The organism is Nodosilinea sp. E11 (genome assembly GCF_032813545.1).
Classification (GTDB): domain Bacteria; phylum Cyanobacteriota; class Cyanobacteriia; order Phormidesmidales; family Phormidesmidaceae; genus Nodosilinea.
Genome location: NZ_CP136514.1, coordinates 323,877 through 347,955 on the forward strand (window position 1 = coordinate 323,877; position 24,079 = coordinate 347,955).

22 protein-coding genes and 2 pseudogenes are annotated in these 24,079 nt (G+C 52.7%); 9 read left to right on the forward strand and 15 right to left on the reverse strand.

The features are described from left to right. Positions 1-22: 22 nt before the first annotated feature. From RRF56_RS01310 to RRF56_RS01325, 4 genes are all read right to left on the reverse strand, one after another. Positions 23-775 (reverse strand): DUF4336 domain-containing protein, encoded by a 753-nt coding sequence (locus tag RRF56_RS01310; protein WP_317033604.1) that lies wholly within the window; start codon positions 773-775, stop codon positions 23-25. A 102-nt stretch (positions 776-877) separates the two neighbouring features. Then, on the reverse strand, positions 878-1,054 hold the full coding sequence (locus tag RRF56_RS01315; protein WP_317033605.1) for a hypothetical protein: 177 nt from the start codon (positions 1,052-1,054) through the stop codon (positions 878-880). 44 nt (positions 1,055-1,098) lie between these two features. Next, a complete protein-coding gene (locus tag RRF56_RS01320) occupies positions 1,099-1,329 on the reverse strand; it encodes a hypothetical protein (RefSeq protein WP_317033606.1) in 231 nt (76 codons plus the stop codon). 49 nt (positions 1,330-1,378) lie between these two features. Beyond that, entirely contained in the window at positions 1,379-2,566 is a 1,188-nt protein-coding gene (locus tag RRF56_RS01325; protein WP_317033607.1) for a transposase, read from the reverse strand. Between the two features lie 238 nt (positions 2,567-2,804). Here RRF56_RS01325 and recA point away from each other — a divergent pair, with 238 nt between their 5' ends. Beyond that, entirely contained in the window at positions 2,805-3,923 is a 1,119-nt protein-coding gene (recA, locus tag RRF56_RS01330) for a recombinase RecA (RefSeq protein WP_317033608.1), read from the forward strand. A gap of 98 nt (positions 3,924-4,021) precedes the next feature. On the opposite strand, the gene RRF56_RS01335 is transcribed toward recA, so the two are convergent. The 3 genes from RRF56_RS01335 to RRF56_RS01345 all read right to left on the reverse strand — a co-directional run bounded on the left by RRF56_RS01335 (position 4,022) and on the right by RRF56_RS01345 (position 7,022). Then, positions 4,022-5,239 (reverse strand): FAD-binding oxidoreductase, encoded by a 1,218-nt coding sequence (locus tag RRF56_RS01335; RefSeq protein ID WP_317033609.1) that lies wholly within the window; start codon positions 5,237-5,239, stop codon positions 4,022-4,024. 462 nt (positions 5,240-5,701) lie between these two features. Further along, a complete protein-coding gene (locus RRF56_RS01340) occupies positions 5,702-6,370 on the reverse strand; it encodes a DUF305 domain-containing protein (RefSeq protein ID WP_317033610.1) in 669 nt (222 codons plus the stop codon). A 121-nt stretch (positions 6,371-6,491) separates the two neighbouring features. Next, positions 6,492-7,022: an NUDIX hydrolase gene (locus tag RRF56_RS01345; protein WP_317033611.1), complete on the reverse strand. Its 531-nt coding sequence runs from the start codon at positions 7,020-7,022 to the stop codon at positions 6,492-6,494. 213 nt (positions 7,023-7,235) lie between these two features. On the opposite strand from RRF56_RS01345, the gene RRF56_RS01350 reads away from it, so the two are divergent. The 3 genes from RRF56_RS01350 to RRF56_RS01360 all read left to right on the forward strand — a co-directional run bounded on the left by RRF56_RS01350 (position 7,236) and on the right by RRF56_RS01360 (position 9,626). Beyond that, the gene (locus RRF56_RS01350; RefSeq protein ID WP_317033612.1) at positions 7,236-8,000 is read left to right on the forward strand and encodes a dienelactone hydrolase family protein; all 765 of its coding nucleotides are present in this window, start codon (positions 7,236-7,238) and stop codon (positions 7,998-8,000) included. Next, positions 7,969-8,235 (forward strand): DUF6794 domain-containing protein, encoded by a 267-nt coding sequence (locus tag RRF56_RS01355; RefSeq protein WP_317033613.1) that lies wholly within the window; start codon positions 7,969-7,971, stop codon positions 8,233-8,235. Before RRF56_RS01350 ends, RRF56_RS01355 begins: the two co-directional genes overlap by 32 nt. A gap of 203 nt (positions 8,236-8,438) precedes the next feature. After that, entirely contained in the window at positions 8,439-9,626 is a 1,188-nt protein-coding gene (locus RRF56_RS01360) for a transposase (protein WP_317033614.1), read from the forward strand. 252 nt (positions 9,627-9,878) lie between these two features. Here the strand turns inward: RRF56_RS01360 and RRF56_RS26270 are convergent, their stop codons facing one another. From RRF56_RS26270 to RRF56_RS01380, 5 genes and pseudogenes are all read right to left on the reverse strand, one after another. After that, positions 9,879-10,037 carry a thermonuclease family protein gene (locus RRF56_RS26270; RefSeq protein ID WP_410510483.1) on the reverse strand — a complete coding sequence of 53 codons (159 nt, stop codon included), beginning with the start codon at positions 10,035-10,037 and terminating at the stop codon, positions 9,879-9,881. A 3-nt stretch (positions 10,038-10,040) separates the two neighbouring features. Beyond that, positions 10,041-10,370, reverse strand: a complete 330-nt coding sequence (locus RRF56_RS01365; protein ID WP_317033615.1) for a hypothetical protein — start codon at positions 10,368-10,370, stop codon at positions 10,041-10,043. Between the two features lie 603 nt (positions 10,371-10,973). Further along, positions 10,974-11,561, reverse strand: coding sequence for a DUF1517 domain-containing protein (locus RRF56_RS01370; RefSeq protein WP_317033734.1), 588 nt, complete (start codon positions 11,559-11,561; stop codon positions 10,974-10,976). A gap of 256 nt (positions 11,562-11,817) precedes the next feature. Beyond that, a pseudogene (locus RRF56_RS01375) lies at positions 11,818-12,814 on the reverse strand (transposase). 479 nt (positions 12,815-13,293) lie between these two features. After that, positions 13,294-14,118 (reverse strand): SAM-dependent methyltransferase, encoded by an 825-nt coding sequence (locus RRF56_RS01380; RefSeq protein WP_317033616.1) that lies wholly within the window; start codon positions 14,116-14,118, stop codon positions 13,294-13,296. Positions 14,119-15,241: 1,123 nt separating this feature from the next. Between RRF56_RS01380 and RRF56_RS01385 the strand changes: the two genes are divergently transcribed. Further along, a complete protein-coding gene (locus RRF56_RS01385; protein WP_317033617.1) occupies positions 15,242-16,357 on the forward strand; it encodes an acetamidase/formamidase family protein in 1,116 nt (371 codons plus the stop codon). Between the two features lie 681 nt (positions 16,358-17,038). Next, on the forward strand, positions 17,039-17,395 hold the full coding sequence (locus RRF56_RS01390; RefSeq protein ID WP_317033618.1) for a hypothetical protein: 357 nt from the start codon (positions 17,039-17,041) through the stop codon (positions 17,393-17,395). 188 nt (positions 17,396-17,583) lie between these two features. On the opposite strand, the gene RRF56_RS01395 is transcribed toward RRF56_RS01390, so the two are convergent. Continuing rightward, positions 17,584-19,233 carry a hypothetical protein gene (locus RRF56_RS01395; protein WP_317033619.1) on the reverse strand — a complete coding sequence of 550 codons (1,650 nt, stop codon included), beginning with the start codon at positions 19,231-19,233 and terminating at the stop codon, positions 17,584-17,586. A gap of 1,051 nt (positions 19,234-20,284) precedes the next feature. On the opposite strand from RRF56_RS01395, the gene RRF56_RS01400 reads away from it, so the two are divergent. Both RRF56_RS01400 and RRF56_RS01405 read left to right on the forward strand, forming a co-directional pair. Continuing rightward, a complete protein-coding gene (locus tag RRF56_RS01400) occupies positions 20,285-21,346 on the forward strand; it encodes a hypothetical protein (RefSeq protein WP_317033735.1) in 1,062 nt (353 codons plus the stop codon). A 100-nt stretch (positions 21,347-21,446) separates the two neighbouring features. Further along, positions 21,447-22,082: a Uma2 family endonuclease gene (locus tag RRF56_RS01405; RefSeq protein WP_317033620.1), complete on the forward strand. Its 636-nt coding sequence runs from the start codon at positions 21,447-21,449 to the stop codon at positions 22,080-22,082. 26 nt (positions 22,083-22,108) lie between these two features. Here the strand turns inward: RRF56_RS01405 and RRF56_RS01410 are convergent, their stop codons facing one another. After that, entirely contained in the window at positions 22,109-22,369 is a 261-nt protein-coding gene (locus RRF56_RS01410) for a hypothetical protein (RefSeq protein WP_317033621.1), read from the reverse strand. On the opposite strand from RRF56_RS01410, the pseudogene RRF56_RS26275 reads away from it, so the two are divergent. Further along, positions 22,331-22,477, forward strand: a pseudogene (locus tag RRF56_RS26275) (RNA-guided endonuclease TnpB family protein); the annotation flags it as partial. The gene RRF56_RS01410 and the pseudogene RRF56_RS26275 overlap by 39 nt on opposite strands. Before the next feature lie 13 nt (positions 22,478-22,490). Here RRF56_RS26275 and RRF56_RS01415 read toward each other — a convergent pair. Then, complete coding sequence (locus tag RRF56_RS01415) at positions 22,491-23,843, reverse strand: hypothetical protein (protein ID WP_317033622.1); 1,353 nt, start codon at positions 23,841-23,843, stop codon at positions 22,491-22,493. Positions 23,844-24,079 lie beyond the last annotated feature (236 nt).

The window sequence follows — 24,079 nt, forward strand, 5'->3', positions numbered from 1 at the left end:
CCTCTCTCGGCTCTATCGTGGACTACTTAAGCCACTGAAAGGCCCACTCTAGCTCGACCACACCATTTTCTGGAAACCAGCGACCATGGGCCAGGATGATCTTCTCAGGTGCCCAGGCCAGCATCTGTTCGTAACCCTGCCTCGCTTGGGCTTTGCGGCCTAGAAAGGTCATCCTCAAATCTAGGGGTGTCCCGCCGTTGGGGGAGGCTATACCCACCAGGTGGATCAAACAGCGAAAGGTTTTATCGACCTTCGAGGGCTCAAAGTTTTCAATCAGGTCAGTCAGGATCAGCGTCTTACTCTGCCGGTGGAAGAACACCACTTCATCTAGAAACCGACTGCCACGAATAATCGCCTGGTCAATCTCTGTGGCCCACTGGGGCGGTGGGGTGTCGGCCAAGTCAGCGTGGAAGGTGGTAGGGATCTGCTGGCTGTCTGCCCGTTCTCGCACCCCTGGAGAGGCCCATGCGATCGCTTGGGGGTAGGCATCGGCCCAGCTTTGGATGTGGGCGTAGTGGATCTTGTTGGGCGACACCAAATGCTCAACCCGGCCAAGACTGTCGATCTCAGCCTTGAGAGATGGCGTTAGTTCAGTGGGGGAATGGCACCACAGTCCGCCATTATTCAGGCGCACAATTGTCATTCGGGTGGTGAAAGGGACAGCGGTGCCGTACAGTGCCATCTGGACAATGGGGCCATCCACAATCCAGATATTGTCGTCAACGGGCTTGAGGGTGTTGATGGGCTCGTAGAGTGTCAGCAGGTCTTTGGCCATAGTTCAATGAGATGGCGCAACATGACCATTTTGAGGGATTCGCTAGTCCTGGTAAAGGCGGCAGCAGTTAAGGTTTCAACCACCACACCAGGCTACAACAGCTTATACAGCGACTCTATACACGGGGTCAGATGGCGTCATGGGCTTACCTGCGCCTTCAACCAATGGCTCAGCCCAGGTATCGCTAATCTTTCGATAGGCAACGGTGCCGCCAGGAAAGACAAAATGTTCTCTCTCTGCTAGCGCTTCATAACCAACCGAGGTCTTTTCGATATTCATGGGTTAACCACCACCTAGGCTGACAAGATTAGACTTTTTCAACTTTAGTCATAAAGGCGGCAGCGGCTAAAGTCGATCGGTGGCTCTGTAGAGCAGTACACCAGACTGCGCCCCGCTTCTAGGGCATCCTGGCTGGTGCTGTAGGTTTCGCCATCGGTCAGGGCGACAAGTTCAGGAGTAATCACCCAGCAGCAAAAGCCCGTGGTACGGCGGTGGGTCACAGCCACAATCCAGTCGGGAAAGGCGATAAGTTCAATGACGGTCTGCTGGGCCATGGTTACCCCCTTGCAGTGGGAGGTTTAATCCTGACTGCCTGACACATCTTTATACGGCCTCCCAGGGTGGTAGTTGGCAGCACAAGGACTGGATTCTAGAGAACCAGATGCGGTCATAGTACCGGACTTCAGCTTTTTTAGAGGCAAAGCAGGGTTCAGGGTCAACGGTGAATAGGGGGATGGGTTTGAGCAACGAACGCCCTTTGTTGACGGCTCCTTTGAGCCAGCGCAGGCCAATTTTGAGGTAACTGATGCCCCGAGTCCAATGAGGGTCAACCTGAGTGCGGAGGCCATCGAGCTGAACGGCCATGCCCTGGGTGGTGCCATAGAGGATGGCGACAGCCGCTATGAGATAGAGTCGTTCGAGGGCTGGAGCCGAGCGAATGCCGGAGGCTTCTAGCTCAAAGACCCCGGATTTTGAATCGAGGAAAAGCTCCTCGACTCGAAACCGAAGGGCATACTGCCACAGGGTATTGAGGGACGGCGGCTCATCGGTGATGACAGCCCAGGGCTCCTTGACGCCTTTGACGTTAGCCAGCACCAGGTTGCAGCGCCAGCGACCATCCGTCCACAGACCAATGCCCTCATAGAAACGGGCTTCGCCCTTGGGGGGCCACAGATAGCCGACTTCAATGGGATGACGGCGGGGGCCATGGACCACCACGTCACTGGGTAAGCGCAAACAATAGTGCCAACGACTTTGGCTTAACCACTCCAGCAGGTCATGGTTGGCAAACCCTCGGTCGGCTAACAGCATCACATCAGGGTAGGGCTGCAACAGCCGATGGGCCAACCGCAACGGGGGGAGATATCGCTCCGTACTGACGGTGGCACTCGAATGCTCCAAAACCCGCCACAGCAGGGGCACCGCTCGTCCGCAGCAGGTCACCGACAAGTGAATCATGCAGTAGCGATTCCACAGCACCGTGGTATCGAGCGCCAAGTAGAGTCGTCGCCCTTTCCACCGATGGATGGCCGCTAGCACCAACGGCACGTACAGACTTTTGACCCGGACCCGACGATTGCCCATGAAGCGCTGCCATCGTCGTTCGGTGCTTTGCGCCTGGCGGGCGCGACTGGGTACATACGATTCCCACTCCGGTAGGCTCAACTGACCACTGCACACCAGCGCGGTCACCATCCAAGCCAGCGCCTTGAGGTGCCGCAGGTCACGGCGATGGCTATATTGACGCAGCAGTGGCAGCACTTGATCATAGAGGCAGGTGGTGGCTGACATGGTACAGACCCTGAGATGACGCAAATTTCAGCGTCTCATGTCACCTCACCCTTTTCCCCTCGCGTCACGAGGTTTCAAGCCTTTCACCTACTTCTGTCAGGCAGTCAGGGTTTAATCTCAGTTATCCCTGCGGTCTAGATAACTACCTATTGCGATCTGGAACAAGTGTACTAAACTAAATCTCTAAAGACAACTGTTCTGGGGTTCAGGGGTCTTGTTCTGTACCACCGAGGAAATCATGGCGGCAAGAAAAGGCAGCAGTAAGACCGACGAAGGAACGAAGAAAACACCAGAGCAGGTGGAGAAGGAAAAGGCGCTGACAATGGTGCTCGGCCAGATTGAGCGCAACTTTGGCAAAGGCGCGATCATGCGCCTGGGCGATGCTGCCCGCATGAAGGTTGAAACCATCTCGACCGGAGCGCTAACCCTCGACCTGGCCCTGGGTGGTGGCCTACCTAAGGGGCGAGTGATTGAAATCTACGGCCCTGAGAGTTCGGGTAAAACCACCGTCGCCCTGCACGTTCTAGCCGAAGTGCAGAAGGCAGGCGGGGTAGCCGCTTTTGTAGACGCTGAACACGCCCTCGACCCGATCTATGCCGCCGCCCTGGGGGTGAACGTTGAAGAACTGCTGGTTTCCCAGCCAGATACCGGAGAGATGGGCCTAGAGGTGGTGGATCAGCTGGTGCGCTCGTCAGCTATTGATGTGGTCGTGGTGGACTCAGTAGCGGCGCTGGTGCCACGGGCTGAGATTGAAGGGGAGATGGGCGATGCTCACGTGGGCCTGCAAGCTCGACTAATGAGCCAAGCGCTACGAAAGATCACGGGCAGCATTGGCAAGTCGCAGTGTACGGTGATCTTCTTAAACCAGCTGCGCCAAAAGATCGGCATTTCCTACGGCAACCCCGAGGTCACCACCGGGGGCAATGCGCTCAAGTTCTACGCCTCTGTACGCCTCGACATTCGCCGCATCCAAACGCTGAAGAAGGGCACTGAAGAGTACGGCATTCGCGCCAAGGTGAAAGTGGCCAAGAACAAAGTTGCCCCACCCTTCCGCATTGGAGAGTTCGACATTCTCTTTGGTCAAGGCATCTCGACCATGGGCTGTTTGGTTGACTTGGCCGAGCAGCACGGGGTGATCGTCCGTAAAGGGGCCTGGTACAGCTACGAAGGCGAGAATGTGGGCCAGGGGCGCGACAACACGATTCAGCGGCTGCTTGAGGATGCTGAGTTTGCCCAGAAGGTCGAGGCCCAGGTGAGAGAGAAGCTGGAGATTGGCGGCGCTGCGGTGGAAGTCGCAGATGTCGAGATTGAGGTGGAAGACGAAGACGAAGCCGATTACCTGGATGAGGACGAGTAAAGGCAGCTCAGCTCTGGGGGCTTGGGGGGATATGCGATCGCACATTAGGCTGAAGTCTTGCGACACTGATCCATTTCTCCTCGCCCTGTGGTCTGCCTCTAGGTCAGCAAAAATCGCTCTGGCCGAAATGGTTTGGGGATAGGTGTCTGGGCTGAACCCGAAATCTGTTCAGCGATCGCCTTCCCTGCGGCGATGGCAACCGGCATTCCATGCCCTGTGTATCCTGCTGAGATGTACTCTCCTGGTCGGCCCGGCAGTTCTCCAATCAAAGGATTCTCATCAGCAGTAAAGCCCATGATGCCTGTCCACTCGTATTCAATGGCTACATCGTTGAGGGGTGGAAACGTATCGCGCAAAAAGGCTTTAAGGCCCTCGCCTACTAAGGGTTCCAACGTGGAGTCATCCTCAATGCCAATTTCTTTGGTTGGCGACTTCCACCGCATTCCGCCAAAGATGATCCGTCCATCCTGTCGCTGAATAGCGTATCCAGTGTCATTGCTTAGGCACCAGTCAAAATCGAATAATTGGGATGTTGGAGCTGTAGCAATCGCCTGCCCCCGGACAGGTACGATGACACCCTTGAGCGTCGGTAGCAGATGATAGCTCAGAGCATTGGTGGCATAAACGACGGCCTTTGTTTGGATCTCTCCCTGATTGGTCATGATGCTAAACCCTTCTGCCTGCCGGGTGACAGCCTGAACCTCTACTTGAGTCTGAATGTGAGCCTGTTGCTGTTGAGCGGCTTTGGCAAGACCTACAACCAATTTGGCAGGCCACAGTTGAGCATGATGAGGCTCTACAGTTGCTGCCAAAAAGCTTGAACATTGAGTATTTTGGTCAACCTCTTTCTTATCCCAATACTTTACAGCCAAGTCATGAGACATCATGAGTTCACAGCTTTCCTGAAGTGATTGGGCCTGTGCGGGAGCCATAGCCAAGTAAACCAGCCGATTGAAGCGCAGATCACAATCGATGTTGTGCTGGTGAGCCAAGTCCCGCAAGAGTTGAGCACTCTGCTGCGTAAAGTCCCAGAGAGCAAGGGTGTCAGCCAGACCATGAGCCTCAACCGAATCCTTGAAGCTTTGGTTTGTGCCAAAGACAAAATGACCGCCGTTGCGGCCTGTGGCTCCGCAAGCCAGATCTCCTCGCTCTAATACAACAGGACGTAGCCCCAGGTGACTTAACCAGTAAGCGGTACTAATTCCGGTGATGCCACCCCCGATGACAACTACATCAGCTAGATGGGGGAGTTCTTGTTCAGACTGAAAGCTAAGTTCTTGAGGATTGAGCCAAAAGGAGACAGCACGAGTCGTCATGGTTAGTGACCTGAAGGATAAGGTTCTATCTTTTCTACCTCATGGTTAATAAGAAAACCCCTGCTGTGGCCACTCAATAGCTCTCGGCAGGGGTTTTGTAGCAAGGTATCTACTTGGATTACGTTGCCCAGGGAAGGTAGGTAATCGCTAGCTAGCAAAGCTTATCGGCCATAGGCTGTAGGGCGGTGGAACTGCTGACGGTGGACACCCCCTGCTAGGGGAATTCAGGAGCACAGACCAAAATTAGCAAATCCCCTGCGCTCCCCCAGAGCGGCTCTAGGTGAACCGTCCCCCATAGGAGCGACCCGCTGAATCCACATCGTATGAGCACTCACAGCTACGGCTACCTATAACAGGGGCTACGACTTGCGCAATTACTGTAGACAGAGATAAGGGTGGCTATGGAAACGAGGGGTTCAGTTCACATTATTTGATAATGGCTTGTAGCGACAATAAGCTTAGCTAACGCCGACCTTGATGCATTGGCCCAGGCATCCCGCTAATACCGTACCAATCTTGCAACCACGCCTGCATCTGCCAGATTTCCTGACGCTGGGTATTGGCGATGTTCTGAGCAAAGGGTTGAACTTCAGAATGCTCAACTAGGCCGTGATTCACCAGACGTTGAGACATCATCACAGCACCCATGTGGTGCATAATCATGTCTTCCAAAAATGCCTGATCCAGGTCATTTCCTTCGAGCTGGCTGAGGTCACGCATCATGGGAGAGTAGGTCTGGCTGGTTTCCTGACCGGGGTACCACGCATCCAACCAGGCTTCCATCTGCTCAATTTCGGCGGTTTGCACCTCAATGATGTCCTGAGCAAACGCTCTCATTTCCGGACGGTCGCTGTACTCAAGCACCCGTTGAGCGGTAGCAATGGCTTCCTCATGGTGGGGAATCATCAGGCTCAAAAACTCAAACTCATTGTTGGCCTGCATCATCTGCATCATGTGCTGGTGATGGCCTCGGCCTGCTCCCTGGTTCATAGGCATTTGCCAACCGGGACGGCCAGGTTGCTGAAGTGGATTGGCAATAGGTGATGAGAAGATTAATGGAATGGCAATCGCACCTACAGCCAAAGCACCGAGCCCTGAAATCGCAGCAATAGATTTGGTTGACAGTTCCATAGGGTTACCCACTAGGAGCATCTGTTCCTAGTTTAGAACCTACATTGAGCTGGAGAGTTTGGGGTAACCATAATTTATACTTTGTCGTAGGAGCATGCACCGTCAACATTCCGAATGCCAGTTAGCAAAGCTTATCGGCCATACGCTGTAGGGCGGTGGAACTGCTGATAGTAGCCACCTCTGCCAGGGGCACCCAGGCCAGGTCGTTAGATTCCTCAGACACCACAAATTCCATCGTCCTAGCCACCAGTAGATAGCGGATGTCGTAATGCACATGGGGTGGTTCTTTGACTGTGGTGATGGGGTGGTGGCCGATGTCGAAGATGGTGGTCTGTAGAGGCTCAATCACCGGGATGCCAGATTCTTCCCTGGCCTCGCGCAGGGCTGCGGCTAACAGAGATTTATCCCCCTCATCTACATGGCCCCCAAGCTGAAGCCAGCAGTTGAATTTTCGGTGGTGGGTCAGCAGCACATGGGATTTTGCAGGATTGACTACCCATGCTGAAGCGGTGAGGTGGCCCAAGTAGTTGTCTCGTTGCCAATAACGGCTTTGCTGCTCCAAGAAGGCCAACGTAGCGGCGATGGACTCTGCCTCTGCTGGGTTGAATGGGGTGTGGGATGCGATCGCCTGGATGCAGGTCTGGGGGGTCATAATATTCTTGCAAAATCCAAGGCATCATAATCGTTCTGTCTCACTCTTGAGCGTAGACATAGCAAACAGCTTGAGCACTCTCAGGGCGGCTATAGACTGAGCGTTTACCGCAGGAACGGACCGCAGAGCCTTATCCTCGGGACATTCGCGCACCAGCATCTTTGGCTTGCCCCTTATAATGCCCGCGTGTCCTACCCCTCAAGGAGTTAGCCCATGCAGGTCAAGCACCAGAACATTGGATTGACGGTTGATGACAGCCTTATGCGGGTGTATGTCGTGTCCCCAGAACCCGAAGGGCAGTACCCCGGCATCCTCTTCTACTCCGACATCTACCAGTTGGGGCGGCCCATTACGCTACTGGCGGATCGGTTGGCGGGGTATGGCTATGTGGTCGCTGCCCCTGAGATCTTTCATCGGCTTGAGCCTATCGGTACTGCGATCGCTCCTGACGACCTAGGAAGGCTGCGCGGCAACGATGCGGCCAGACGAACTGAACTTGCTCAGTATGATGCCGATGCCCGTGCCGTGCTGGACTGGTTGAAGGCAGAGAAGGGGGTGGCTCCTGGGCATCTGGGCACGATGGGCTTTTGTATTGGGGGGCACCTGGCTTTTCGAGCGACCCTGCTGCAAGAGGTGAAGGTGGCGGTGTGCTGCTATCCCACTGGAATCCATAACGGTAAGCTGGGTCGAGGCGTGGCCGATACGATTGAGCGGGTCAGCGAAATCAAGGGCCAGGTGCTGACGGTCTTTGGCACTCTAGATCCCCACGTACCGCTAGAGGGAAGAGAGAAAATCCTGACGGCATTGGATGAAGCTGGAATAGTGCATAGGAGCCTGCTCTACGAAGCCAACCACACCTTCATGAGAGACGATGGCTACCGCTATGACCCCGTGGCTACCGATGCCGTCTGGGGGGAGATTATAAAGTTTTTGGAGGAAACTTTTGATGGCAGAGCAGCTTTCCAAGACCCTGGATGAGGCAGTTGATTTTTTGCTTCGAGAACTCAGTGATGAGGATAAAGCGACTTTGAAGGCCACTCCTGAAGATAACCTAATTGATCTACATCTCTCCTTTGGACAATGGATCCGCAATCGGTTTAAGCTCTGGAATGAGAATTTCGATTTGGTTGAAGCTCTAGGGTGCTTTGAGCCTGACTCTGCTTCAGAAGAAATTATCAATGCTGCCTGGACACGACTTCAAGGTGAGGAATAAAATTTTAGTTCACGTAGCAAGCCCCCCGCTACCCCCAGAACGGCTGTAGGTAGATCGTGCCCCATAAGAACGACCGGCTGAATCCACATCGTAAGCTGACTGCCTGACAGAAGTAGGTGAAAGGCTTGAAACCTCGTGACGCGAGGGGAAAAGGGTGAGGTGACATGAGACGCTGAAATTTGCGTCATCTCAGGGTCTGTACCATGTCAGCCACCACCTGCCTCTATGATCAAGTGCTGCCACTGCTGCGTCAATATAGCCATCGCCGTGACCTGCGGCACCTCAAGGCGCTGGCTTGGATGGTGACCGCGCTGGTGTGCAGTGGTCAGTTGAGCCTACCGGAGTGGGAATCGTATGTACCCAGTCGCGCCCGCCAGGCGCAAAGCACCGAACGACGATGGCAGCGCTTCATGGGCAATCGTCGGGTCCGGGTCAAAAGTCTGTACGTGCCGTTGGTGCTAGCGGCCATCCATCGGTGGAAAGGGCGACGACTCTACTTGGCGCTCGATACCACGGTGCTGTGGAATCGCTACTGCATGATTCACTTGTCGGTGACCTGCTGCGGACGAGCGGTGCCCCTGCTGTGGCGGGTTTTGGAGCATTCGAGTGCCACCGTCAGTACGGAGCGATATCTCCCCCTGTTGCGGTTGGCCCATCGGCTGTTGCAGCCCTACCCTGATGTGATGCTGTTAGCCGACCGAGGGTTTGCCAACCATGACCTGCTGGAGTGGTTAAGCCAAAGTCGTTGGCACTATTGTTTGCGCTTACCCAGTGATGTGGTGGTCCATGGCCCCCGCCGTCATCCCATTGAAGTCGGCTATCTGTGGCCCCCCAAGGGCGAAGCCCGTTTCTATGAGGGCATTGGTCTGTGGACGGATGGTCGCTGGCGCTGCAACCTGGTGCTGGCTAACGTCAAAGGCGTCAAGGAGCCCTGGGCTGTCATCACCGATGAGCCGCCGTCCCTCAATACCCTGTGGCAGTATGCCCTTCGGTTTCGAGTCGAGGAGCTTTTCCTCGATTCAAAATCCGGGGTCTTTGAGCTAGAAGCCTCCGGCATTCGCTCGGCTCCAGCCCTCGAACGACTCTATCTCGTAGCGGCTGTCGCCATCCTCTATGGCACCACCCAGGGCATGGCCGTTCAGCTCGATGGCCTCCGCACTCAGGTTGACCCTCATTGGACTCGGGGCATCAGTTACCTCAAAATTGGCCTGCGCTGGCTCAAAGGAGCCGTCAACAAAGGGCGTTCGTTGCTCAAACCCATCCCCCTATTCACCGTTGACCCTGAACCCTGCTTTGCCTCTAAAAAAGCTGAAGTCCGGTACTATGACCGCATCTGGTTCTCTAGAATCCAGTCCTTGTGCTGCCAACTACCACCCTGGGAGGCCGTATAAAGATGTGTCAGGCAGTCAGCATCGTAAGAGCATTCACAGCTACCTTTGGCGGCGGCGCGGCTAGGGGTGAGGTCTTTGGTATCAGCTAGGGCGATCGCGCTTTCTTTGGGCAGTTCTGCCGCTGGCTCTGGTGCAGCGCTATGACCGATTGCTCCACCGATAGTCCCACGGCATCACAGGATTTTGCTGGTTTCAAAAGTTCAACCGCTGCTGCCGGGCCTGGGCCTCGGCGGCGAGTAACTGGCCTTGGGTCTAGGGGCAACTCCGCAGGAACTGGGTATACACTACCGCATAGCCCTCGCGCACCATCTTTAGGTTCATGTTCTGGCCACCCGCATAGAGTTCTGCCACCATACGCCCATAGCGGTCAGTGTCGGCTTGGCGAAACTGGATGGTGGAGCCTCGGGGGATGAGTTAGCGCAGGGGCTCGAAGACCGCTGGCTCCCAAGGGGTTTGAAAGGTATTATCGCCGTCTACGACCAGAGCTACGACGTGGGGCCGAACGTCGTGAACTACCAAAACCACCGCTTGAAGGCCGAGCACGCTCAGGCTGTCGATTATTACGTCGCAGATTGCTGTTGCCGACGCCACTGCCTGAAGGTCTGTTGGTGTTAACCCGTGGGGCAGTGCTGCCGGTCGAACGTAGCCTGCCACTTGCTCGAAACTGGCGATTCCGATATTCAGCAGGAGGTGCTTGGTGGCGTGACTGATAGTGCGAAACGGCTTCGTTATAGCTTCGTCCATAACCGCCATGGCCAACCAGTGCTACACCCGGTCGATAAATTGGCGGCATGTAGTAGTGCGGACGGAAGAGTAAGCTACCGACCGCCTGACCTGCTAGCCCTCCTGCAAATGGTGTCCAAAAGCTTGGCTCTTGACGAATAATGACGACTTCTTCCTGTCCAGACTGCGGATCGGTTTGAGTTGCAGTAACGTTGTGAACGTATTCAATTCGAAAGTCGGGTGTTAGATACAGTGCGGGTTGTCCATTTTCAACGCGCAGTTCACTCGATTTGCCAGCAGAGATCTCTTCGTCTGTTAGACGGGCTAAGGGCAAATTGGCGCTGCGAAACATCGACTGTCCAGGCCCAGTGTTGAGTAATATTAGACTGTATTCACCCAAACTATCATCGTAGGTAGCCTGCTGCACAGGATAAACTCCGTCTGTAATTGAGCTAGCAGCAGCAGGAACAGTTGTTTCTTGCGGGAGTTGCGGTGTGGGTTGCAAAGCGGAGTAGTCTAGGCTAGAGCAGGCAACCGACGACCACACTAGAGTTAATGCTATTAAGGAAACAGAAAGTTTGCGTATCATTGTAGTTAAGGGAGAAGCGTCGTGAATCAGAAAAACTAGAGCGGAATGAGTTCAGGGAAGCTCTCAATCAGTTGATCTGATGTGAGTTCATCTCCCAATTGAGCCGGAGAAAAATGTATTTGAATTGCTCTTAAAGTTCCTCTATAGTTTAAGTCGATGAGAGATTTTAAGCCTGCCTTTAAAGCAGTAATATCGGCTAGACTGGATTCTAATTCAGGCACTTCGCCTTCAAAGGCAACTGCAAGCATGACAACCACATTTTGTGTCATGGGAATTGCGAAATCCTCACTTCCATTTGAGTCAAGATCTATGGCGCTACCATAACGTCCAGCCGAATCGGTAAACAGTTCGCTGACGTAATCTCCAGCTTCGCCCTCATCCCAAACAACATCTCCTTCATTGGCTGCCGATTGCCAAAACGTTTCATACTCCAGCAAGCTTTCACAAACCCGCACGAGTTGCTTGCCCAACACTTGCATGTCACCTTCTGAATCGATCACCTCCCGTGCTGCTTGATTGAGCACACCCAGGAGTGGTGCTATTTCTCGGCCCGAGAGATGCACAAAGATGCGACATACGACAAAGCGGGTCTGTCCACTAAGCTGATTGAAGCGACCGCGCAAACCCATAGCAATTTAAATCAAAAGAAGCGTACAGGTTCTATCGTAGAGAGCCAGGTTCGCGATTGTCTTGATCTAAAGGTTGATTGATGGGGTAGTTTCTGTCGTGATTTAGCTAGTCGGTGGGAAGCCCCGCACTTTCCCGAAGGGGAGCGTCGGGATGAAAGTCAGAGCAATGAGGATCTTCACCCCGAAACGATGCCGCCAAGCGGCGGGTGTAGCGGGTGAGCGACGAATTGCCATTGAGGGCACTGGTTTGTTAAGAGGAGATATGTCGAAACCCTCTCATGCAGAGGATTTCCTGGGTTGATAAGGGTCGAGAGCAGAGGCCTATCGCCATTGCCGGAGTCGTCCGTTTCCCTAATCCCCAGTGCGGTCTCACCCAATTGTGGATGATTCGTTGGACATCTAAGACGCGCTGCAACCCTGCCCGAGTCTTAGCATAGAGATTCTGACGCCGCCGATAGGCACTACAGCGTCGTCTCAGGGCCGCATTCTGGGCCTCGTTATGATTCGCATGCACCTCCGCTATAGGGCTAATGACAGTAAAGGGATGCTCCGTCTTAGCCCAAACCACACGCCGTTGGCCTTGAGACCCCTTAATTTTCATCGCTACTTCCAATCCTTCTCGCCAGACTTTTCGAGTGCGGTAGGTTCCCAGACAATCGCGAAGCGCTAGATAGATACTGGCCAAGTCCCACAACGCTTGGGCGTAGCGCCGCTCACCGTCAGTGAACCACCGAATATAAGGACAGGCTTGTGCCCACTGCCAGGCCTGCTGCGTTCCCCGCTGAAACAGCAGTTCATCCTTATGACCCGCCATCGCCGAGACCCAGTAGCGACTGCTGCGTTCAATACAGTGGATCGTCCAGCCTTCTGAGCTAGCGGGGGGGACGGTTTTCGCCGACGCGAGTGTACACCTCATCCCCTTCTAGCGTCACCTCTCGATCTGCTGGTGCCGTGGGTGACCAGGCCTCAACCTGATTCGCCAGACGCTCTTCCCAGCACAGAATTGTAGAATGAGATTTACCGAAAGTGCGGCCTGCCGCTCGTGCGCCCATTCCTTCGGTGCGGCTATTCAATGCCGTAGCCACCACGGAGCTGGGAGTCCGGAGCCGGGCCATCGGGGTGCCGGTGCGCTCATTAAATCACTTGCCGCAGTCGTTGCAGCCATAGCGCTGGAGGAGCACACCGACTGAGAGCGATTCCCGCCCATTCTTTACAACCTGGCGGCTTTGGCAGTGAGGACAATCCATGGCTTTGGAGTAGTTGCACTGCACCCATTTTACCCATCACCGCCTAGTAGACCAGTCCCAGAACAACGAGTTTGCTGGTTTCAGAAGTTTTCTGCACCACTAAGCAAGAGGGCCACAGAAAATCTGAAACATTCTTGGCTAGCTCAATTTCATCATCCCATATCCCCCAGAACAGCACCCTCGTTGGGGGAACAAGGGCCGTGCTCTCGCACCACCCTTACTCTCTACCAACCTGTTCCACAAAACCCCCACCCCAAGCCCCGCCGAGGGTGCAGGCATGTCAAACATGCTTTAGGTCTGCGATCGCGCAGTTGATGCCCTGGTAAGCCTGCTCAAGCAATGCGGGCTTGACCTGGTCGATGTTTTAGTGTGCTGAATACGGTTGGGCGGATAATTCGATTTAGAGGCAATTCCATCTTGCTCAGAACACATCCGCGAAAGGAGTAGCCGAGGTTACTCTCTGCCCTGGACAAGTCATCTTAGTGTTGAAGTGGACTGTTTGTTTTTTGTGCCTTGACTAAAAAAGCTCTCATTACATCAGGTACCTCCCGAGCAGAGTACTGCTCTGTGTAGCGCCCAAAGTTTGCGCCTTCATCACTAGGCTGAAACACTTCGGCTTGCCATCCATATTCAAGTAGAAGCTCTTCTGGAATATCACACCCAAAACGGAAATATCCTTCATAAGGGCCATAATCTACGCCTTTGACATTGATCATATCAACTCCAAGCCAACTGCTTGCTGATGACAATTCAGACACTACTCCTAAAAGAGCATGAACTTGTTCTTCCATTAAGTACATAAGCAGTCCCTCAATCAACCAAGCTGATGGCGCATCGGGTTGATATCCTGATTCCAACAATTTTTCTTTCCATGACTGAGTCAAATCAGCAGGAATCGGATGATGCTTACAGGTTGGGGGTGTATTTTCCAGAAGTCTTATTTTATAAGACAAGACTTCTGGATAGTCGAGTTCATACACATCAGTGCCTGGATGCCAGGGATACCGGTAGGCACGAGTATCTAACCCTGATGCTAAAAGGACGACTTGATTCGCCTTAGAATGAGAAAGTAAATTATCAAAGAATCGAGTACGAACAGCAACATAGGCTTGATCCTGCGGAGTAAGTTGTTGGTCAACTCTCTGAAAAGCCTCTTCCCCAGCCAACAACTCTGCAAACGGGTCATGAAACAGCCGGTCCTCTCGGCTAGACTCGCGGGCTCTCATAGCAGCCATCATGCGGGCTGAAAAAGGAACAAACTTACTGTAGTCTTCAGCTTCACTGCGCGGTTGAATGTCGTCCATTTATTTAATGGTAATTGTTTTAGTAATCTACACAAATAGAGTTTAGATATCCCAAGCTGGCCGATATAAACTCTAGAAGCTCTTTGCCACCATTATCCATGTATGGCACATTCTCTCTAATCAACCAACGCAGGAAACGCTATTTTACGCCTTGAACCCGGCGCAAGGGGTTCTCTACGATGGTGAGTTGATTTTGGAGCCGGTGCAGCGGCTGAGTCTGGAGCAGCGTTTGGAGATGCCAGATACCCATCCGCTGTTTACTGAGCGGTGCCCTAACTATGAGAGGCCAGTACCGCGATCGCCTGATGGACGGATCCACTGGGACTGTGGGTATTGTGGTTGGGCGGATGATTCAGTGTAGATAAGAGAGATTCAGATTTCAAATAGAACAACCAGAGAGACAATCTACCAAAAGTAGAAATCTGCCTCCACAATCCACGTACTGATCTAACTCAAGCCACCCATCAAATTATGTATTGAGCGAATCTGAGCAACAACTTGAATCTGTACTGAGCTAATCGGATACATCTCAGCCTTACAAGGCTCATCTTGAGAAGTAGATATTCAGATACGTGCATCTTTGCCGCAACCCTTATTTCACGTTACCTTCAGCCCACTGAGCCCTTGAAATTTTGATCAGATGCCCATTTTTTGACCATTGGCTCAATTTCACTAGAGCCATATAGAAATGCTCATAACTGGGTGAAGGAGTAGTTCCCAGTTTTCATGTCACCCTTCAAAACAAGCAGTATTACTCATTACATAACGTAGATGCACTGACGACAAAGCATAGGTTTAGATGAAGCCGTTATTATGGCTGATTTTCGAATAATCATGAGATTTTGAATTCTGTGACATCCGTTACATCGCCGAATGAAGGCAATAGGTTATGAATCTTTGGACACCAAGTTTTTCAGAATAAAGATTGAGCTGTCCTTTCGTCCTAGCAAGAACCAAGATTTTGTGTGTCTTCGACTCGCTTGAATCGTTGTAACAGAATTGAATGATTAGTCGGCATGTCCTGCTTAAAATCTCTAATTCGATTCAGCCTCTAAACAGACACTGGCTTTTTCATAGGATTAGTTATCATTCTGTCCAAGTTTTGTCGCTATTTTTGTCACCCATGTTCCAGAATCGTAAGTATTTGACACCGTTCGTTTTCCTGTTTACTTGTTTCACTTGTCTAGTCATATTCATTGGGCAACTAGACATTCAGCCTGGCTATACCCAAACCACCAAAGTGCTGAAGTCATCTCCAGATACCGTAGTTTGGGGTTATTTCTCGGCAGATGTGACTCCGGTACTTACCGTAGCGTCAGGAGATGTCGTTCGTATTGACACGGTATCGTTAGCAGGGGTTCCACCAGGAGCTGAACCCGTTGCATTCTTTGAACAGCATGGCTTTGCTGAGAAGGATGTTTTGCCTGAGATGACCAGTGTTCAGTTTGAGGAAGAGAAAATTCCCAATATGGGACCTCATGTAATCACGGGACCAATTTACATTGAGGGGGCTGAACCTGGTGACATGTTAGAAGTTCGAGTGCTCGACATTGAACTACGCACTCCCTACGGCACGAACCTGACTAGACCTGGTTTTGGCGTTTTGCCTGATCTCTTGCCAGAGCCAACAATGCGGGTGATTCCCTTCGATGACGATAAAACCACTGCCCTGTTTGCTGAGGGCATCAATGTACCTCTGGATCCTTTCATGGGCATCATGGCAGTTGCCCCACCAAAGGAAGAAGGCATGGTGAGTTCCGTACCTCCAGCGAAGTGGGGTGGCAATATCGACTTGAAAGAATTGAGGAAGGGTTCAACACTTTATCTTCCAGTTTTAGCTAAGGGTGCACTTTTTTCTACGGGCGATGGACATGCTGCTCAAGGTGATGGAGAGGTCAATTTGACTGCTGTGGAGGTATCATCAACTCCCACATTTCAGTTCATCCTCCACAAGGGGGCAGGAACCGATATGACTGGCCCCTTCGTGGAGACTCCCACTCACTACATTCCGATGGGACTGCATACCGATCTGGATGAAGCCCTCAAGCTGGCGGTCCATGAAACCATCGACTTTCTAGGTAGAGAGAAGGGTTTGAACGTCGAAGATGCTTATTCCCTATCTAGTATTGGGGTTGATTATGAAGTAGCTGAAGCGGTTGATCGCACCTTGATTATCCATGCGATGGTGCCCAAGAGCTTATTTGATACAAATCGCCCATACTGGGCAGATAACCTCTAGGGTTCAACTAGTTAAAGCTTAGTTGAGCAAACGCATCAAAGCAGAAGAGAGTTAAATCTGTCTTTGGCCTTTGATGTAACTAAACAAGTTTGGTGCTCGGTTTGCTTAATGCAGATCGAGCATTAGCTTTTGGCTGCGATCGCTAAACCCTTTCAGAAAAACTTTTTGCTTTGACAAATCCTCTATGGGCGACCAACGCAGGAAACGCTATTTTACGCCTCTAACCCGGCGCAAGGGGTTCCCAAGCTGCGCCAGGCCGTTCTAGTGGTGCTTTTGGACTTTGAGGACTTGGAGCGCACCTGCGATGGTCAAAGACCGGCCTAAAAGGCCAACGCAGCCATCACCAGAGAGCCATCCTGAGCGGCCACAGAGCGATCCACCACTAGCAAATCTCCTGGTTGCACCTCCTGGTCAGCTGCCATATCTCCCTCGACCCGCCCGCATGAAGAAGGTCGCGGCGGGGTTGTGGATCAGGTGTTGGTTGAGGTCTAGGCTTTGCTCAAGGGCATCGCCGGGGACGGGGAAGGCCATAGGGAAGCGTGGGCACAGTCCACTCATGCTATTTCTTGAGACGAGAAAAGCCAAAATCCAGCTCGTACCCCAGTTACTTTTTGTAGCAGTTCAGGAAGTATCAGACTTTATTCATTACTATTGAGTTATTAAGCTATGGAGCCTGCTAGTATGTCTCTCCTAGATTTTTTCTCAGACTACAAACGTATTTACAGTGCTGGTGAAGCTAAGGATCCAAATAGGGCATTAGTCTTTTTGCAGAGGGAATATAACATGACCTCTCAGGGTGCCTTACTTGCTTTTGATAACGTTTGGCTCAATGGCCAGGGAGGAGATCAACCTCTGAGTTTCGTGAATGTTGCCAAGTACTTTAACCCAGCGCTTCCTCACCACATCGAGGCTATTAAGCTGCTAGACCGCAATATCAGCTCTGCTACCCGCTGGAAGTTTGAGCAGATCTGGCATGGTAAAGATAATTGGGTTTGCCCCGCTGACACTGACTCTAAAACAGGGGTTCCAATCCTTTAAATAACCTCTGTCCTTTTCCTAAGTCAAATACCCCTCATCTGACCAATCAGACGGGTTAGAAATGGTGCGATCGCGGCTGGGTCTGAGAGGTTGGTATGGTGATTCTCTCTAATCACTTACATAACGAGTTAAGCTGCTCACCAGCTCATCAAACTTATGCTGTGCAACCTGTTGCGCGTTAGTGCCCCCTACAGCAATAGCTCTCGGTGCTCTGGGTGCGATCGCAGCCACCTCAACGCCTCACCCATCAAAATAGGGTCCTCAGAGGCCAAATATCCCTTCATACGGTCAACCATTGCCTGCTGGGCCACCTGCTGCTTCATCTGGCAGTGAGCCGCCGCTGTCTGGGCCTGGTGCTGCCGCCGCTGCGATTGGGCGGTGGCGATCGCCTCCCTGATTTGAACCAGCGAAAGCTGTACTGATTCCGCGTTACACACCTCGAGCTGCCTATCCGCCTCATCGCGATCGCCACCGCCCTTACGTAGCAAAGGGTTACACCCCTCTGCTACCAATAAGCTTGGGTGACTTTCGGGGCTGAGCGCCTCAAAGCGCTCGTGCCCCGAAGTCATCTCTAAATTAACCGGGGGGGCTGGGGGAATTTCCCTAGAATTAGCTTCACGCAGATAATTTGGGTGCCACAGGTCTTTGTTCTTATAGAGAGTTGGTCCACCAATCGCAAACCGCTTGGTCAGCATTATGAATCGCTCTTTGACGGTAATGGGGAGCTGGCCTTCGTCAAGCAGAGTAGCGATCGCTACTCGAATCTTTTCCCTAGCCTGTTTTGCTTTCTCCTCGTTATAAGTCGAGAGCCCAGAGATAACAGGTGCTTTGGGAACTCTGTTCACGCCGTAGGGGTAATAGTGGCTCTGCTCCACCGCCCTGGCCCAATCTTTGGCCTTCTCCTCAATCTCATGGACATGGTTGCTCCACTCATAAAACCCTGGCAGCTCTCGCGCCACCCGAACGATATCTGTCACCAGCACCTCCCCTACCAGCGGTGCCTGAGCATAGAGCACATGTCCAAACACATAGCTCCGCATCGCAATTCTGCCAAGCAGACGGTTCGTCAGGCCTGGCCCAGTCCACCCAGGCTCAATCTCAGCATTTAGGTCATTGAGAAACTTCTCGGCCTTGATAGTGACCTGATATTCCTGCCGCCGTGCACTCTTGAGAGTTTGCTTGAGTAACTGACTATCAATCGTGTTGTGGCCACTTGTGTGATGCCATAGCTCCGCAAACCGCTCTTGCGAGCTATAAATTGGTTCAAGATCGCTGTTAAGAATATATGACCCCGCCTGGAGCGGTAGCCTGTGAGCCGCATAGAGAGAAATCTTATTAGTACCCGGAGCAGAAAACTTCCTCGGGTTTGGAAACACCTCGAGCTGGCCTGACGCACATGTGAGCCCGGCATTATGCAGCAGCGTAGTTACCCCCAGAGCAATCTCCCAACTTACCTGTGGCTGATTAAAGGGAAAGTAGAGGTGCAGACCGCCGCTATAGCTCGATGTGACCATGATGCACGACGGCAACCCCAAAGGCTCCAGTGCATTCTGAATACGGCGCAGCGCCTGGGGGTCAGCAGCAGGGTGGTATCGGCTCCCTTGGTCAATATCAATAAGCACATACTTCGTTGTCCGACCAAAGCGCACTCCATAGAGAAAGCCCCCTTGCACAATCAGGCGATCGCTGAGCGGGTGGCGCGACTCAGTCTGCCATACTGGCTTCTCACTGGGGGCAGTTTGTTCTGCCCAAATATAATCAAATCGGTGGGGCCACAGGCTCAGAAAGAAATTGCCCTGCTCTTCGATACAAGTAAACCGGGTTTGTAAGGTTTTCACGCTGATTGATCATCCCAGAGCGCAACATCAGTGCGCGGGAGCAAACCTGCGTTATTCAAAGCCTAGGTAGCACAGATCTTTGCTAGGTAATTTCTTGAAAGAATTTCCCCAGTTTTAGCTGGAGAGTGGGCAATGCCAATCACTGAGTCAGGTGTCTTCTAGACATCACCCGACCTATAGTAATTGCCCAAATAGTTAAGCTATTGCCCTGCTATTCTCGAGCAATGCCTATACATGGGCGCACAAAAACCACTCGTTTACAGCCGTAAACCAGCACGAACCCGGTCAAGAGCACAGCAACCCTTGATGAATCCGATCTAGCCACCTAAAATGAACGCATAACTCTATTGACAGCCCTCAAGTTGCTCGCCAAAGCATTGTCTTGAGCGCTGCCATTGCTTCCCGCAGTGGAGTTTTGTTCAAAAGACCTTAGCTGTTCCCGCAGCTGGGGTCTTTTGCTTTAGAGATATCTGTGATGGGTCTAGTCACCTCCTTTGGTGAGCTCAGATAAATAGTTCAGATGTTCTTGAATAGAACATTCGTCAAAGGTTAGCACTGCTCAAAAATCTTCTCAATACCTCAAAATGCCCTATACGCCAGAGTTACAGGGCTTACATACGCCGGAGTTATAGGCAAAACCATACGCCAAAGTTACAGGCCCTTGATCACCCGGACGCCAGAGTTATAGGCAAAACCATACGCCAAAGTTACAGGCTTCATTATGGGGATCAAGACAGAGAGAGAGGTCTGTAAGACTGCGATAGAAAAGTCATACGCCAGAGTTACAGGCAAAACTGTACGCCAAAGTTACAGGCATCTAATCACTAATACGCCAGAGTTATAGGCAAAACTATACGCCAAAGTTACAGGCCTAGAGAACAAAAACATACGCCGGAGTTACAGGCTTTCTACCTAGGTGATCACTCTGGCAGGTTATTCATTAGAATGAACTCGATTTTGCGATCGCCTACGAGGGTAGAAACTCCGGTTGAGTAATCTCTCCACATCTTCCAACGAAGAGTCAACGTTCCCCGTCGATGGGCAACTTTTAATGGTGCTGCCGCGAGCTGGGGCATCGTTGAATAACCCCGATGTGCAGCTACCTATCCTCCGCTCCGATGGCGATGGCTACTACCTGGAGATGCGGGTAGAGGCCGATGGGCGAGATGCTAGCGAGGTGGCAGTCACCCGGCGAGTGCCGCTAGAGAATGTCTCCGAAGAAGAATGGGAAGAACTCCAGGCCCAATGCTCTAGCCTGGATCTACAGTCTTTTGTAGACCTGGGTGTGAGTAAGGGAATTGAGAAGATCCAGGATCGCCGCATAGAGCGATTGTTAATGGCCCTACTGACCTTTCTCAACCCTCGCCAGGTGTCCATCGTTCTTTACCTCTACCGTTTAGCCTCCGAGCAGGGCAATGGCCCCCTGGTGTCGTTTCGCTCCAATGATCTGCTAGAAGCGCTGGGCTATACGCGAACGAAGGATGGTGGGTTTGCTTCAAAGCTGCGATCGCAGCTCCACCGCGACCTGGTCGCGCTCCACCGCACTGAGCTAGTCTTCGCCCAGTCTCTGCGCAAGGGCGATAATCTGGGCGCAAAGGTCACCATCAAAAGCGTACTGCGCATCAAAGACTACGAGATTGAAAATGTCCCCCGCAACTTCGATCTTCTCAAGGCTGCCGATTACACCTACGAGTTAGCCGATGCTTACACCATTTCCCTAGAGTTCTTCGATGGCCCGGCCCGCACGGGCGATTATGTGCTGTTTGCCAACAGCCTAGACATCAGCCAAAAGCTTGGCGGCAATACCAAGCACGACTACAAAACCAAGTTGCTGGTCTATCTCGCCAGCCGTATGAAGTGGGATCGGCTGCACGATGGGCAATACCTGAGTATCTCAAAGCGGTATCTGTTCAAAAACTTAGACCTGCTAGGCCGCAATTCGTCCCGAAACAACCAAATCTTTTGGCGCACCGTTGAAGAACTGAGAGAAGACGGCTATCTCTTAGGAGCACAGGAGATTCCTGGGAAAAAGAAATCAGCCAATATTCAATTTCAGATCAACCCCGAGAAGCTCGGAGTCGTGGCAGAAGACAGCAAAACAGCTCAGGACTAGTCAATACCGTCGCGCAGGCATCTCGCCTGCCGCAAGTCAGAGACCCTTAGGTAAAGCCACTACAATAGGTTTATCCTGACCTTTGCTGAAGAGCTTCCCCATGGTTCAAAGCCCCAGCGTTCCCCAGGTTCTTTACCCTGACTCCGATGGCAAGCCCATGGCAGATAACACCATCCAGTATCGCTGGATTGTTCGCCTGGTCAGTAATCTCAAGCGGCTATTGAAAGACCAAGGGGCGTTTGTAGCCGGAGATTTACTCTGGTATCCGGTTCAAGTCGAGACACCCCCCGCTCCGGCCCAAGCCCCAGATGTCATAGTGGTGCTCGGACGACCCGATGGCGATCGGGGCAGTTATAAGCAATGGGAAGAAGGCAACATTGCCCCTCAGGTCGTCTTTGAGATTCTCTCCCCCAGCAATACGGCCAGGGAAATGCTGGCCAAGCAAGCCTTCTATGGCAAGTACAGCGTTCTAGAGATGTACTTCTACGATCCAGAGTCCTTTGATTTTTGGGGCCTCATTCGCTCCAGCTCCGATCGCGATTTTACCCCCATCATGGCAATGAACTTTCCCTGGGTTTCCCCCACCCTAGGGATTCGCTTTGAGCTATTTGACCATGGGTTAGAGGTGTTTTACCCCAACGGCGATCGCTTTCAAGACCCTGAGCAGGTGATCGAAGAGCGCGACCGGGCTTTTGCCAAACTAAAAGAACTCGGCATTGATCCAAATGAACTTTAGCTAAAGCTCAAAACAAAATTTTGACCTCAGCGCTTCGGGGTCTGCTTCGGCTGGCGCGGGGTGCCAGGGTTGCCGCCTACATCGTAAGTGTGCAAGACATTGATACCTTTCTCCCGGTAGGCACCCAACCATTTCATTGCGGTGACAACGGGCACATTCAGGTTATGGGCTGCCGTTCTGGCGCTGCGAGCAGCTCCGGTTTTGAGCTGAAGCAACAGCCCCAGTCGAGTGATAATCCAGTCTCGATTGGGGTCATTGACGAAAAAGACCTCTCGACCAGAATCCATCACTGCTACAACTGCGGGTCAATCAAGCCCCGTGATGTGGCAGCGGCTCAAGTCATTAGTACCCGTGGGCAACGGGGAACTGAAACTGCCTGTGGAGTCGATGCAGCTAGACCAAGTTACCTCAGCCCCCGCTGCATAGATCGCTGCTGTTGCCCGTTTCATCCAGTAGCACCGTCCCCACCTCAGCCCAACTGGCCAAGCGGTCTGCGCCGTCGCCCTCCATCTGTGCTCCCAAAATAGCCCCTTGCATATCGACTCGGAAGCTCTCTAGGCGCTCTAAGAGGTGAGCGCGTCCTTCTCCACTATTGCGCTCATCCAGCTCAAACGCCGTCTGAAACTCTCTTAGCTGGGCCAGCATAGCCCCCTGATCAAGGCTGCCGTTGCGGCCATCCCCTAAAGCTTGCAGCCGTGACAAGATCTGCGCCAATACCTCTAGGCGAACCAAATGCCCCTGCACCCGATTGGCAATGCGGGTACTGAACTGACCTCTCTCTTTTACCCCGTCCAAGGTGTAGAGTGCGTCGGCAACATGCCCGTTAAAGTCATCGATCATCTGTTCGATCTTTTCCTGCACAGTTTCTCGCAGGGCTGACATGCCGTACAGAGCCATGTGCCGGATGGCCGCTGCGGCAGTGGCTTCCTCGGCCTGGGCGATTGCCCCTTGGACCTCAGCATTTTCCTTCACCAGATCGACCATCGACGCCATCGGCTCTGGCTCAGAGTTGCCAAAGCGAATCGCTTTCGCCAGCTTGCCTCGCTTTGGAAATTTCTTCAGCAGCTTGAACTCAAACTTGGGCAAAATCTCTAGCTGCTGCTGGGCCGATCGCAGGGCGGACAGGTCAGCGGGGGCAGGGTCGCCATCCACCGCCTGATCGATGCTGGCCGAGACCCGGTCGATCTCATTCATCAAAGCCGTTTTGATCTTGCCCACAATTCTCTCAACCCGTTGAAGGTGGCGATCGTGGGCCTCGTCGTACACCGCCAGGCAAATCGTCACCAGCTGCTTGGCCCGCGCCCGGCCCAGCTCAATGCGCTCCAGCAGCGTGGGGAACTGCTCAGGGGCAAACATCCACCCCTCCTCTTTGCCCAGGCACTCGCCCAGAGACTGCGCCGACTGCGCGATGTAGGTCAGCTTGTGGTGGCACCAGGCCATCGTCACCACATCCCCCGGCACAATCAAATAGACCTCCTCACCGTCAGGGTTGCGGGTAGTAATTGGCTCTCCCGTCCACTCCGCTTTAAACAGGTCATTCATCCTGGCACTAGAGGACACTCCCTCCGCTGCCAGGTTCAGCGAGGTTTTGGTGAGCAGATTACTCTTCGGCAGCTGACAACTCCCCGGCCCCGATTTGATCGAAAACCTGATCAGATAAACCGTCTGGTCAATGCCGATGCGCTGGGTTTGCACCTTTGCCCCCTTGGGGCTCAGGGCTTTAGGGGTGCCACCTGCGGGGTTGATAGCTTTTTTGGGCATGGTAAGTGCCGTTAGGGGGCTTGGGTGTTGCTTACCTGGGCAATGCAACAATCTAACTTTAGCTAAAGCTCAAAACTTTGGCGAAAATTCGAATATCTGTGGCCGCCGCCCACCAAAAGCCACCGTCTAATGGGCGATGCTCGTTTAGCTGAGGACTGCACCTCATGGGTATCGTCGGTGACTCGCTGTCTAGTTTTCTTGATACCTATGTATAAATGTGGGGGCATCAACCGACG